This is a genomic window from Agathobaculum sp. TL06 (assembly GCF_054658635.1).
Genome location: NZ_BAAGGY010000020.1, coordinates 1 through 13,177 on the forward strand (window position 1 = coordinate 1; position 13,177 = coordinate 13,177).

At 56.3% G+C, this 13,177-nt stretch carries 10 protein-coding genes; 2 read left to right on the forward strand and 8 right to left on the reverse strand.

The genetic code is table 11. The features are described from left to right. From ACYQ3S_RS12015 to ACYQ3S_RS12040, 6 genes are all read right to left on the reverse strand, one after another. Positions 1-724 (reverse strand): mannitol dehydrogenase family protein (locus ACYQ3S_RS12015; RefSeq protein WP_459689385.1); only part of this gene is annotated, 724 nt, incomplete at its 3' end. Positions 725-751: 27 nt separating this feature from the next. Next, positions 752-2,035: a nickel pincer cofactor-dependent isomerase, group 22 gene (locus tag ACYQ3S_RS12020; protein ID WP_459689387.1), complete on the reverse strand. Its 1,284-nt coding sequence runs from the start codon at positions 2,033-2,035 to the stop codon at positions 752-754. 104 nt (positions 2,036-2,139) lie between these two features. Continuing rightward, a complete protein-coding gene (locus ACYQ3S_RS12025) occupies positions 2,140-3,423 on the reverse strand; it encodes a TRAP transporter large permease (RefSeq protein ID WP_459689388.1) in 1,284 nt (427 codons plus the stop codon). Further along, positions 3,420-3,950, reverse strand: a complete 531-nt coding sequence (locus tag ACYQ3S_RS12030; RefSeq protein WP_459689390.1) for a TRAP transporter small permease — start codon at positions 3,948-3,950, stop codon at positions 3,420-3,422. The genes ACYQ3S_RS12025 and ACYQ3S_RS12030 overlap by 4 nt, the downstream gene beginning before the upstream one ends. Positions 3,951-4,078: 128 nt before the next feature. Then, positions 4,079-5,164 (reverse strand): C4-dicarboxylate TRAP transporter substrate-binding protein, encoded by a 1,086-nt coding sequence (locus ACYQ3S_RS12035; protein ID WP_459689392.1) that lies wholly within the window; start codon positions 5,162-5,164, stop codon positions 4,079-4,081. 55 nt (positions 5,165-5,219) lie between these two features. Continuing rightward, entirely contained in the window at positions 5,220-6,245 is a 1,026-nt protein-coding gene (locus ACYQ3S_RS12040; protein ID WP_459689394.1) for a zinc-binding alcohol dehydrogenase family protein, read from the reverse strand. A gap of 298 nt (positions 6,246-6,543) precedes the next feature. Here ACYQ3S_RS12040 and ACYQ3S_RS12045 point away from each other — a divergent pair, with 298 nt between their 5' ends. Together ACYQ3S_RS12045 and ACYQ3S_RS12050 are read left to right on the forward strand one after the other, a co-directional pair. After that, positions 6,544-7,212 carry a GntR family transcriptional regulator gene (locus ACYQ3S_RS12045; RefSeq protein WP_459689395.1) on the forward strand — a complete coding sequence of 223 codons (669 nt, stop codon included), beginning with the start codon at positions 6,544-6,546 and terminating at the stop codon, positions 7,210-7,212. Positions 7,213-7,235: 23 nt separating this feature from the next. Beyond that, positions 7,236-7,667: a hypothetical protein gene (locus tag ACYQ3S_RS12050; RefSeq protein ID WP_459689396.1), complete on the forward strand. Its 432-nt coding sequence runs from the start codon at positions 7,236-7,238 to the stop codon at positions 7,665-7,667. A 294-nt stretch (positions 7,668-7,961) separates the two neighbouring features. Here the strand turns inward: ACYQ3S_RS12050 and ACYQ3S_RS12055 are convergent, their stop codons facing one another. Both ACYQ3S_RS12055 and ACYQ3S_RS12060 read right to left on the reverse strand, forming a co-directional pair. Next, positions 7,962-12,479, reverse strand: coding sequence for an S-layer homology domain-containing protein (locus ACYQ3S_RS12055; protein ID WP_459689398.1), 4,518 nt, complete (start codon positions 12,477-12,479; stop codon positions 7,962-7,964). Beyond that, entirely contained in the window at positions 12,476-13,120 is a 645-nt protein-coding gene (locus tag ACYQ3S_RS12060) for a Crp/Fnr family transcriptional regulator (protein ID WP_459689400.1), read from the reverse strand. The genes ACYQ3S_RS12055 and ACYQ3S_RS12060 overlap by 4 nt, the downstream gene beginning before the upstream one ends. Between the last annotated feature and the right edge of the window lie 57 nt (positions 13,121-13,177).

A 13,177-nucleotide genomic window follows, 5' to 3' on the forward strand; every position in this document is an offset into this window, starting at 1 on the left:
CGTCATGGTAGCCGTTTTCCTCCTCCATGCGCGCCGCTTCCGCCGCGTCCTTGATCCGCCCCGGCACGATGCGGTCCACCAGCGTCGAGCAGAACGTGCAGCTCCCGCACCAGGCTCTGAACGCATCTTCCAGGCCCCACTGGCCGATGTACTGCTCCACGCACTTCTGCAGCTCTTTGCCGTTGTTGTCGATCAACTCGCAGGAGAGGATGACCACCGGCTTCTTCCCCGCCTGCCAGCGCCGGTACAGCACCTGCGTCAGCTTCGCCGGAAACGACGCCGGCGGGCAGTCCTCCTGCCGGCAGGCAGGGTCGTACACGATCCCCGCCTCGGTTGTGTTGGACACGATGTATTCCAGATCGTCCGACTCCGCGACCTGCATCATCGCCTCATAGCCCGCTTTTTCATACGGGTTCAGGCACCGCGACACCGACGAGATCACGCGCTTCCGGTCCACCTTTTCCCCGTTCTCCCGACCGCGCAGGTACAGCGTATACAGCCCCTCCTGCCGGTTGATCTGCTCCGCCAGCCCCTGCGCGATCGGCTGCACCAGCACCGCTTTGCCGTTCCAGCCCACGCGCTCGTTCGACACATCGAACCAGTAGTCCACGAACGCGCGCAGGAAATTCCCTTCGCCAAACTGCAGGATCTTCTCCGGCGCTTCCTCCAGAATATACCCCTTGTATCCGCTCGCTTTTATTGTTTTGTAGTTCAGTTCTTCCATCTTTAATATTTCACTCCTCAAAACGCATTACCAAAGGTTGCCGTCCTCGTCAAAGGGCAGGTATTCCGGCTCGGACTCGATCTCCATCTGCGGGTTGTTCTTTGCCTCTTCCAGATAGGATTCGGACAGCATGATATGCTCCAGATGCAGGCTGTTCGGGATACGCACCACGCGCGGGTTGGACTTGTCGATCTCGTTGCAGCTCTTGATGCAGACCTGGATCGTCTCCTTATCGCTTTCCATCACAATCGGGATGCGCACGCCGCCCAGCACCGTGCAGGTGATCGCGTTCGGGTACATGGACGCGAGATCGAGCTGGTCGAACACGCGCTTGGTCGTCGCGCTGGAATAGCCCAGACCGATGCCGTTTCCGTGGGTTTCCGGACTCAGGTCGAGCACCGCCACGCGCTGCGCATCGATACCGCCGGTCGCGTAAGGCGTGCAGAATGTGCCTGTGATGTTCGGGTCCATCCCGTCGCCGCTGAAATTCTTGCCGATCTGATCGACAATCAATACGTCGCACGAATCGACCAGGATGCGCGGCATATAGGAAAACGCTTCCTTGAGCAGCTCAGGCTCGACCGCGTCGATATCCTCCGCCGCGACCGCAACGATCTTGCAGGTCTCGTCGAACGCATTCTCAATCGTCGGCACGCCGAACAGGATGGGCGCGTTTTTCAGGATGCAGCGGCCGAACAGCGGCACGTTTTTCGCCATGTTCTTGAAGCCCTCCGCATGACAGACCTCCGCGCCGTACTGCTTGCCCAGGCCGATCGCCATCATTTTCATCAGGCCGCTTTCGTACGGCCCGCGGAACGCGGTGTGCGGCTTGACGCGGCAACCCAGGATGATGCCGTCCGCCTCCGCCGCGTTTTTGTCAATATAGACGTCGCCGCCCTCGTCGTTGACGCCGATCTTCTTGACCTCCATCGAGGAGATGATCGGACAGCCGACATATTCCTCCACAATGCCGTAGCCGGCCAGAATCTCCCGCTGGCCCTCGGCGGTGGCGCCGCCGTGGCTGCCCATCGCCGGCACGATAAACGGATGCGCGCCGCGGGATTTGACAAAATCCGCGATGCACTTGGTGGTCAGCGCGACGTTCGCCACGCCGCGCGAACCCGCGGTGATGGCAATGCGCATACCGGGCTTGACGCGCGAGGCGAATTTTTCCTCGCTGAGCAGGCTGCGGATGACATCCGGTATATCCGCCGGATCGATGCGCGGACGCGGGAATTTCTGACGCACGCGGAACATCTTCGGCACAAAAGTATCCTTTACTAAATCGGCGACCAACGGCCGTTCTCTCATGGCAAAGCCCTCCATTCAAACAGCGGCAAAACCCGGCCTTCTCCAGCGCGCAATCGCGGCCGCAGCAGCACCGGGTCTTAGCCAATTTGCTATCAATTATTCTCTTAGTAGATCAGGTTGACCAGGAACGTGGACAGGGGCGGGAAATACGTCAGCAGCAGGATATCGGCCGCGAACAGGATATAAAACGGCACCGCTTCCCTGATGAAGTCCTTGGTCGGACACTTGGTAATGCCGCAGGTGACGAACATCAGCGTACCCATCGGCGGGGTGAACGCACCGATCGTGCAGTTGAAGATATAAACCATTGCGAAGTGGATCGGATCGATGCCGAACGCCAGCGCAACCGGATGCAGCAGCGGCCCGAGTACGATCATCGACGCATTGCCTTCCACGAACATGCCTACGATGATCAGGAAGATGTTGACGACCAGCAGGAATATGTATTTATTGTCGATGGCGCTGGTCATCCAGTTGGCGAACGTCTGCGGGATCTGCTCGCGGGTCAGCACCCAGGAGAAGCAGGACGCCGCCGCCACGATCAGCATGATCGAGCTGGTGGTGGTGACCGTTTCCTTGCAGCCCTTTGCAAAGTTCTTGAGCTTCATCTCATGGTACAGCACGCCGAGCGCCAGCGCGTAAACGATCGCAACCGTACCGGCCTCGTTCGCGGTGAACACGCCGATACGCACGCCGCCGATAATGATGATCGGCAGCAGCATGGGCAGGATCGCCGGACGGATCGCATCCCACTTTTCATGCGCCGGAATCTTGGTCGTGCGCATGGGCTTGTAGCCGCGCTTTTTGGATACAAAGTGCGTGAAGATCATCAGCGTGACGGTCAGGAACAGGCCGGGGCCGATGCCCGCGACGAACAGCTGGCCGACCGAGATGTTATTGATGCAGGCGTAAATAATCAGGCCGGTTCCGGGCGGGATCAGCGGCACGACCATGCCGGAGGCCGCGGTGATAACGGTCGAGAACGCCTTGGAGAAACCGTGCGCCTCCATGGAGGGGACGAGCATCTTAGCCTCCATCGCTGCGTCCGCGAGCGAGGAGCCGGACAGGCCGCCCATCAGCGTGGACAGCAGGATGTTGACCTGCGCCAGGCCGCCGGGCATGCGCGCGGTCAGGACGGCGCAGCAGTCCATGATGCGGCGCGTAACGCCCGTATAGTTCATGAATACGCCCGCCATGACGAAGAACGGGATCGCCAGCAGGGACAGGCCCTGTGCGCCGGCCAGCGTCTGCTGGGCGAAAATCGTTGCGTTGGTTGCCGGATTGCCGAGGAAATAGATCGCCGAGGCCGCCAGCACCGAGATATACACCGGTACCTTCAGGAAAAGCATAACCAGCAAAAGGATGCAGGAGATACCAATGATATTCATTCTTTCTTCGCCTCCTCGAACTCTTCCTCCGTAATCGCTTCAATGGTCTCCTGCTCGGAATAATGGAAGAAATTCACCAGTATAAAGTTGAAGATCTGCCAGATGCAGGATACCGGTACAATGCAGTAAATTAAAATATAGGAAATGTGCAGCACCGCGGTGGTGCGGCCGCTGTTTGCGAACACCATCATGTACTGTATGGACAGGTAGCCCAGGAACAGCAGCGTGACAATGGTTACGAGCAGGATCAGGATGTTGATTATGTTCTTTACCGATTTGGGGAAAAACTCAAAAAACACCTCGATCGCCGCATGGTTGCCGGTGCGGAACGCAGCGCCGGCCGCGCCGAAAATCACCCAGACGATCATGGCCGCCTGAATCTCCTCGATCCAGGTAAAGGGGGAGCCCAAAATATAGCGTGCAACTACGCCGGCAAAGGTAAGGCCTACCAGCACACACATCGCAATGGACGCAATCGCCACGTCGATGTTGAGCAGCAGGAATTTCCAATTGCGCTGTTGCTTCATGCGTTTTACCTCCGATCTCTCTTCTATTAACGCATCTTTTCGCACATATTCCGTCCCCGCGGGGAGGAGAAGCGGATCAGCGACCCGCTTCTCCCAGCGAAGAAAACAGATTATGTGTTATTGTCGTGTTATGCAGCGGCGCCGGTCGAAATCCCCTTCACGGTGTCGTACAGGCCTTCGGTCCAGCCCAAGGTGCTGGAGGCTTCGTCGAAGAACTTCTGCGCAGCCTCAACCCACTGTGCCTTCTCGTCGTCGGTCAGCTCGATAACGGTTACGCCCGCGTCCTTCATGCCCTGCTCGGCTTCTTCCGTTGCCGCGTCGTACAGCTCGTTGTTGTACAGGCCTGCTTCGTCCGCGCACTCCATCAGAATCTGCTGCTGCTCTTCGGTCAGGGTGGTGAAGAAGGACTCGCCGCAAATCCACATCGAGGTGGCCAGGATGTGCTCGTTCTTGGTCAGGTACTTGGCAACCTCCTGGAAGGAACGGTTGTAGAGGGAGGTGATCGGGTTCTCGACCGCGTCGATCGTGCCGCCGCTCATGGCCTGGTAAACGTCGCCCATATCCATGCCGACCGGCGTTGCGCCCAGGTCCTCAAAGCTTCTGACCGACAGATCGTTGGAGGATACGCGCAGCTTCAGGCCGGACAGGTCGGACGGGGTGTGGACTTCCTTGATGGAGAGGATGTCGCGCGCGCCGTAAATCCAGTTGGAGGTCAGCACACGCAGGCCGCCGGCGCTTGCCAGCTGGTCGCACAGGTCAGCGTACCAGTCGCTGTCCAGCACAGCCCACAGTTCATCCCAGCTCTCAAAGGTATACGGCGCATAGAAGATACCGAAATCCGGCACGCCGTAATCCGCGAGGAACGCGCCGTCCGCAACCGTGATCACGTTTTCACCCATCAACATCTGGTCGATCAGGTCGTTTTTCTTACCCAGGGTGGAGTTCGGGAACAGCTCAAGCTGAATCGAGCCGCCGGACTTCTCCTCAACCAGCTCTTTCCACTTCTCAGCCGCCTGTGCCGCCGGCTCGGTGGTCGCGTTCTCATAGCCGACGTTGATCGTGACGACAGCGCCCGTGCTGTCCGCCGCAGCGTCGTTCCCCGCCGTGCCGTCGTCCGCCGCCGTGTCCGTGCTGCTACCGCACGCCGCAAGGCCTGCCATCATCGCTCCGCAAAGCAGGGTGGCCAGCATTCTCTTTGTCCATTTCGTTTTCATGTTGATTCTCCTTTTCTCATTTCTTTATTTCACTTCACCGCCGCGCATCGGTTCTTCAGGTGAAGTCGATCACAACTTTCAGCATTTTGCCGGCATTGGCGGAAAACTCCTCAAACGCCTGCGGCGCGTCCGTCCATTTGTAGGTGTTGGTGACGATCTTCTCCAAATCGACGCCGCCCGCTTTCACCAGATCGATCAGCTCCACAAAGTCCTTTTTCATCGCGTTGCGCGAGCCGTAAATATTCAGCTCTTTTTTCTGGATGATCGTGAAGAAAAAGTCTTCGATGTTGCGCTTGGAAACCCCGATCAGCACCACGCGCGCGCCAAAGCAGGCCGCGTCGATGCAGTTCTGGAAGGTGTTCGGCATGCCGACCGCCTCGATCGTTACATCGAACCCATTCCCGTCGGTCAGCGCGGCGACGCCTTTTGCGAACGCCTCCGGCGATTCATTGACCAGCTTGTGATCCAGGCCAAAAGTCTGGTATGCGTATTCCAGCTTATCCGGCGCAATATCGCAGATTGTTACCTCGGCTCCCTTGGCTTTGGCTGCGACCGCGGCCAGCACGCCAATCGTGCCAGCGCCGACGACCAGCACCTTTTCGCCCGCCTTGACGTTTGCCCGCTGCACGCCGTGGTAGCTGATGCAGAACGGCTCGATCAGCGTCAGCACCTTGGGGTCCAGCCCCTTGCCGTCGTAAATGCGCTCGACCGGCATGGTGATGTATTCTGCGAACGCGCCCTCGCGCTGTACGCCCATCGTCTGATTGTCTGTGCAGGCATTGACCAGGCCTCTCTTGCACGAATAACATGTCCCGCAGTTGAAATACGGATTACAGGTTACGATCATGCCCGGCTTAAGCCCTTCCTCGTTTTCGTCGATCTCCACGATCTCCGCCGAAAACTCGTGTCCCGGTATGCGCGGATACGATACATATGCGTTCGCACCCCGATAGGAACCGAGGTCGCTTCCGCAGATTCCCCCGTACAGAAGCTTGAGCAACGCTTCCCCCGGCTTCCTTACCGGTTTTTCAATTTCCTTGAGGACGACTTTCCCTGGCTTTTCTATGCAGATTGCTTTCATCTTTAACGGAATCCCTCCAAACCGACATTTTCCGGACCACGGTGTCCGGACGCTGCACTGCGCGCGCCGCAGTTTGGGCTACAACTTGTATCCCAGATGTATCTTACGCAACCATTCTATCCCCCTATCCCGTTATTGTCAATCGCCTTTTATCAAAAACAAACAAAATTGTAAGATTGCCTAATTTACGAGCAGGCATTATGTCTAAATTAACAATCCATTTTTGCTTGTATCCCTATTGCATATTACGAGAAAGCGCAATATAATTAATTTATATACTCTTTCGGAGGTGCGGATTATGGCAGCCAAAAAAGAGCCCTCAATGCAGTCCAAAGCTTACCATTTTATCAAAAACAAAATCACTTCGTGCGAATATGCCCCAAACCAGCTGCTCAGCGAATCCCTGCTGCAGGAGGAGCTTGGTTTTTCCCGCACACCTGTCCGCGAGGCGATCAGCCGCCTGGCACAGGAGGGTCTGCTCAAGGTGTTTCCCAAGCGCGGCATCGTTGTGTCCGGCATCACCGTCAGCGATATCCGCATGATTTTTGAGGTGCGCACCTTGGTCGAGCCATACGCGCTGCGCACCTGCGGCGACAACATCAACCGGCATGAGATTGAGCGCTTCTCCCAAATCTTTCACGACTTTGAAACGACCAATAATTGTCCGGATTTCTATGAACTGGACGACCGGTTCCATCTTTTCCTGATTTCCGCCCTGCAGAATGATTATCTGCTTGACCTGTATGCACGCATTCAAACGCAGAATATCCGGCTGCGCATCATGAGCGGTCAGTCCATTGACCGCCGCCTGCAGGAATCAATGGAGGAGCATGCGCAGATTGCTGACGCCTGCCTTGCGCGGAACTGGGAGCTTGCCGCATCCGCGATGCTGCAGCATCTGGAATTTTCCAAGCAGTCCGCTTTGACCACGATCCTGCGGTTCCGCAGCGACACAGATATTATTTAATATGCTGAGAGGAGCAATTTCCAATGGACCATGCAACAGAACAGTCTTATTACAAGCGCTTCCGCGCGGCTGCGATCCGGTTTGAGGTTATCGGCGGCGCATTGCTGGCAATCGGCATTGGCGCCAATTTCATTTTCGGCACCTCCATGCTGGCTGTCAGCCTGATTTTCGCCGGCCCCGGCGCCCTTCTTTTGATCCTCGGCGGGTCCAGCCTGCGGCCGCACAACCTCGTGAAAGCGTTTGCCCAGCAATGCATGCGCGAACCGAGCCGCGAAATGGCCCAAGGCCTTCTGGACGCGCTGCACTCGTCAAAAAAGATCCGGCTGATGGGACGCTCTATCCAGGTGGTCCAAGCCGCGGTTGAGGTCTATGCCAGTACCGAAGACGCGGATCCGGATATTGTGGACCAGCTTCGCCGTACGGTGGCGGACAGTGTGGTTAAGAAGATGTTTTGAATGATAAAAAAACGGCTGCACAAGCAGCCGTTTTTTAGAATTGCCCCAGGTATCTGCAGAGGGCGCACTTTGCCCTGAAGCGGACAGCCTGTTCATCCTCCATGCCATCCACAACCGAGCCTGCGGCTGCCGCAAACCACTTGCCGGCGTGCGGATATCGTTCGCGGCGCCTCTGATCGGAGCAATCGGCAAACAGCAAAAGGCTTCTGGCCCAAAAGCCAGAAGCCTTTTTGCTGAAACGATGTACCGTCATCAAGTTATACCCTTGCAAATCAGGTGTGTCTCCGCAAGCGCTCAACTCGCCGCACGATACAGAAATGCGACCGCCTGCGCACGGGATACCTTGGCGTCAGGTTCAAAGGTGGTTGCGGCCGTGCCGTTGGTAACCCCGTTCTCGACCGCCCAAGCTACCGCACTTGCGTAGTAGGCATCAGCCGCTACGTCCGTAAAGCTGCCGCCGGACACCGCCGGAGAACCGGCTGCGCGCCACTGGAAGGTGACTGCCTGCGCACGGGATACCGGTTCGCCCGGGCTGAACGCAGCCGCCGAAGTGCCGTTGGTGATGCCGTTGGCCGCCGCCCAGAGGACCGCGTCATAGTAGTAGTCGCCGCGCTCGACATCGGTGAACGGATTCGTTCCCGCCGCCTGGGGCGAGCCGGACGCACGCCACAGGAAGGTTACCATCTGCGCCCGCGATACGCCTGCATCCGGCTCGAAGGTCGTGGGGGACGTGCCATTCGTGATCCCGTTTGCAAGCGCCCACAGCACCGCGTCGTAGTAATACTGGTTCGCTGAAACATCGGTGAACGGATTGACCGGCTCCGCAGATGTCTGCCTGAAGGCCGCTTCGATGCTGACCTGGGAGGCTGGCATCCGGAAGGTATATTGGGTGTCGTTAACCTTGGTTACTGCGAGCTTGCTGCCATCCCCGGCGGTGACGGTAAGGGTGTCCAACACATAGCCGGCATCCGGTTTCACCGTAATGGTGACCGTTGCATTTTCAGCGGCGTTTTTCGGGCTGACGGAAACAGAGCCATTCTTCACATCGGACGGTAGGCTGACCGTGTAGCCCGCCGTACCGCCGCCAGTGGAGCCACCGCCGGTCCCGCCTGCGGGGGGCTGGGGTTGCTCGTCCGGCGGGGCAGGCAGCTCCCGCAGGACAGCCGTAATTGTTTCATCGGCAGCCGGCATGCGGACGCTGGTTTCACTGGCCGATGCATCGGCAAATTCGGCCTTGCCCGTTTCCGACTCCCAGCGAACGAACTCGTACCCCGTCGGGACATGGGCATAGATTTCCAGGGTTTCGTTGGCGCACACCTCGGCCGAAACGGCCACCGTATTGCCGATCCAGAAGCTGCCCTGCACGATATCCGCCTGATACTTGGGATCGGTCTGGGTGTCCACAGCAGGAGTTATGGGCCGGTCCGTGTCGCTGCCTGTCTGCTCCTGTGTCATCGTATAAGAAATCGCCGCACCCGCGCCCTTGGTTTCCTGCGAGGTGTAGACCTGCCCTACGGACAGCGGCAACGCGGTATAGGCGACTGTGCGGGCGAGCGCCCCCACCTGATCAAACTCCTGAATCGTCACATCCATGTCGCCGTCGCCGTTTCCGACATAACGGAAATCGTATTGTGTATCGTCATAGAACAAAAAGGTCTTCTGGTCGCCCTCGACAATGACCGAGATCATGCTGCCCTCAGCACAGCCGGGCTGGTTATCCTTCACCCACGCTACCGGCTCCTGGTTGCCGCTTTGGTATACATAAACGTCCACCGGACAGGCGACGGTATACTTTCTGGCCTGCCATTCTTCCAGCCGCTTATACTGCTCATACAGAGCCTGATACTTCTCATTGTCCTTCAAAAATTCGATCCAGCCGGTCTGGGATTCCTCAAAGCGCGCATCATAGCCGTCCTTTTGCCCGTTCACCTGCTCGATTAATTTGTCAAACGGTTCATCCCCCACGAAAGGCGCATCCTTACAGATTTCGTAATAGCGGATGGCCTCATCACAATCCTGGAGCAGCGCGCTGTATCCCAGATCGACAGCGGCCAGATAATTTTTGGCAAGCTTGATGTTTTCTTCTTCATCCGCCTGTATTCCCGTCAGGAATTCGTTTTTGGTGTCCGAATACGCCTGGTTCAGCAGCGATTCCACGATTACAGTGGCCGCCAGCTTGCTCATCTGTTCAATCTTCTTGTCATTATCCGTCAGCAAATTGACGACAAACACCATCCCTTTATAAGCGGCATGGATAGTTTCCAGCTCCGGCGACATGGCCAGCTTGATATTTTTCCAAATGAACTCATTCAGCAGATAGCCGGCCGCCTGGATACCGGCTGTCGCACAGCTCTTTTCCATGAAATTGACCAATGCGTTCTCCGTGCTGCCCTTCATGAGTTCCAGACATTCCTCAATCGCGGCGCGCAGCTGGGACCCCTCCGGACTGGCGGCCAGCATACGTTCCATAATATTAATCCGTTCGTCACAGGCTTCGGCCAGCGCCAGCGCGTTGAACAGGTCATCCACATATCCGTCCAGTGATTTGGCGCGCTCTAACACTTTATCGACCGAATTAAAGACCGTGTCGAAGAAGTTCACAGTATGATAAAATTTCCCCAATTTCTCATACGTCAGAACCTTCAGCCGCCCCACCTCCTTTTCGGTCAGGCTGTCCCAGCCCGCTTGCGTGTCCACATTCTTTTCTAAGACGTCATTAAAAAAGGACACGGTTTCTTTGACGAGCTCACTCTTGCGATCCTCATCAAAAATCTTTTGGGCCGTGCTGATCATTTTGCTGAATATCCTCTCGTCGGCTGTCTGCAGCATCGCTATCAGCACGCCGGCATAGATATCCTTTTCCTTTACATTGGCCAGCTGATGCACCTGGGAAATATCATCGTACATGGCCCAGCAGTTTTCCAGCGCCGTCCACCACTTAGCGTAATCGATAAAGCCGCCTTCCTCCAGAAGCTGAAGCACGGTTTCACCGGGGGTATCGTTGTAGATCAGGTCGCTATATGTGGTTTGGTCCTGGAAGCTTCCATCCGCCTTTTCCGCAAACTGTACCGTGGCGCGGAACAGACTCAGGTCGAAATCCGGCGTTTCTTGCCCGACGACAAGGCGGCACCGGTCGCCGATGTTATCAATTGCACAGGAAACCACGCTGCTGCCTGCATTCTCACAGGCGATCTTGATTCCGGCCAGATACCGGTAGCCCAGCGCGGCCTGTTCTTCCTCGGTCAGTTCCAGAAAGCTTTGCTGCTCCGGAACAAGCGGCGCGACCGTTTCATTTGAGGAATACCATTCGATATCCGCCTGCGTCAGCTCGACCTCCGTATCGATCTGCACGAACATCGTTACCTCATTGTAAATATCCACTTCATACTCCGCCTGGCTGAATTCCGCTGTGCCGATCGGCGGGTCCGGCGTTGTCATGGGTACATACTGCGCATAAACCGAGTAGTCAATCGTGGAAATCAACGGATAGCCGCTGTTGTAGTAGCCGGTGTCGCGGACCCAAACGTCGCTGTCGCCGTTCAGCTCATACACGGTCTTCTGCTTTTTCAGCTCGCGCGCGGTTCTGGCCTGCGCGTCAGTCGCCGTGCCTGTTTCATCCAGATAGCAGGAGTAATTCAGCCTGGCGCTTGCGCTCAGCATAGCCACAGGCTCGCCCTGCACCGTACCAGCATTATAAACGCCGTTCAGGCGCACCGTATTAGCTGTTGTTGCAACGATACCCGCCGCCTTTTTCGTTGCCGTCACCGTGCCGGTGTTATAGCAGTTATTGACATTGGATTTGTATCCAGTTTGCGCGGTCATGTATCCGGTAATGCCGCCGACATCATACTCTCCGGAAACTGCACCGGCGTTGAAGCAGCGTTCAATTGTCACAGAGGTGGTAGGCGACAGCCGGTTTGTCATCGCACCGGCAACACCGCCGACATTTTTGGTGCGGCCGAACACATTGCCCAGATTCCAGCAATCACTCACGCTGTTATGTGCAAGCCCCACGATCCCGCCAATGTCATGTTCGCCGGTGATAGTGCCAACATTATAGCAGTTTTTTATCCGGAATACATCACAATAACCAGCAATGCCCCCCGTCTCATAATCTCCATTGATTGTTCCGCTGTTCGAACTTTTATCAATTGTAATATCAACATACAGGGTGTCTTCTACGCCGCCTAAAATTCCACCTACACGATTGACTCCCTGCACGGTAGCGTCATTATGGCAATTGGAAATAGTTGAAGATCTTCCCATATTGGACCATCTTGCAAAACCTGCAATACCCCCAACATTTTCCTTTCCGATAATCAGGGATTCTTCCAGCGAAAGATTTAGTACATTCGTCCAGCTATCCAACTTTCGAATAACCCCAAAAAGCCCGACCTTTTCCTGCTCCGGCAGATTGATGTACACACCACGGATGGCATAGCCCCTTCCGTCCAATTGTCCATAAAATGTATTGGTTACATTGCCGATTGGCGTCCAATGGTTTTTCGGCGCGGTGTCTTCATCCCAGCTCTGCCAGTCGCTCGTATCATTGAGGTAGATATCATTGGTCAGCGCCGCATAGCGCATGCCAAATGTACCGTTATTGACCGCCTGTGCGAATTTTGCCAACTGCGCGCCGTTTGCGATCAGGTAAGGGTCTTTTTGAGTTCCGCTGCCGCCGGCATAGCTTTCCGCAACCGTGCCGTCCCAGATTTCCGGCTGTGCGCGCTGATATGCCGCGAGCGCCCACACCGGCAGCATGCCAACCAGCAGGGCGCAGGTCAAAATCAGGCTGATTACTCTTTTTTTCATAAATTATACCCCCCCCCCCCGTAAGCGAGGGTGTCTGATGGTGAGTCGCTTGCCCTGTCCGCATCCAGCCCGTTCTCCCGCAGCTCGCGGCGCAGGCGGCTGAGCGTTACGGGCGTCATTCCCAAAAACGTAGCAATATGCTTGTTGCTGACCGTATCGATCAGCCCCGGGTAGTTTTGCAAAAACCATTGATAGCGCTGCATGGCGGTGCATTGGTATTTGAGCGTTTTCAGCTCCCAATGCATAGAAAGCGCGGAAAGCAGCATCCGGTTGTACATATGGATCAGCGGCAGCTCGGTCTGCAGCAGCGGTACTGCCACCGCTACCGGTATGGATAGGATATCACTTTCTGTCACTGCTTCTATGCTGATCGGCGAAGGCGCATCCAGGCTGAGACAGGACATCGCGGCCTGTCCGCAGTGGACGCAGAAGCAATCGGTGATATCGCACCCCTCTCCGTCAATGAAATAGCCGCGCAGCACCCCATTCATGAGGAAGTATACGTTGGTCTGCATATCCTCTTCACGGATCAAAAGCTCGCCCTTTTTCAGGTGGCGCACATGTACAAGCGGAAGCAGCCGCTGATTCAGTTCATCATCCTGCAAAAGCAGTGCATCGCTCAGGAATTCCAAGATCGTCATTTCCAAATACCCCTTTGCTTGATTCACATTATCATTATAATCGAATCATTTTCGGCC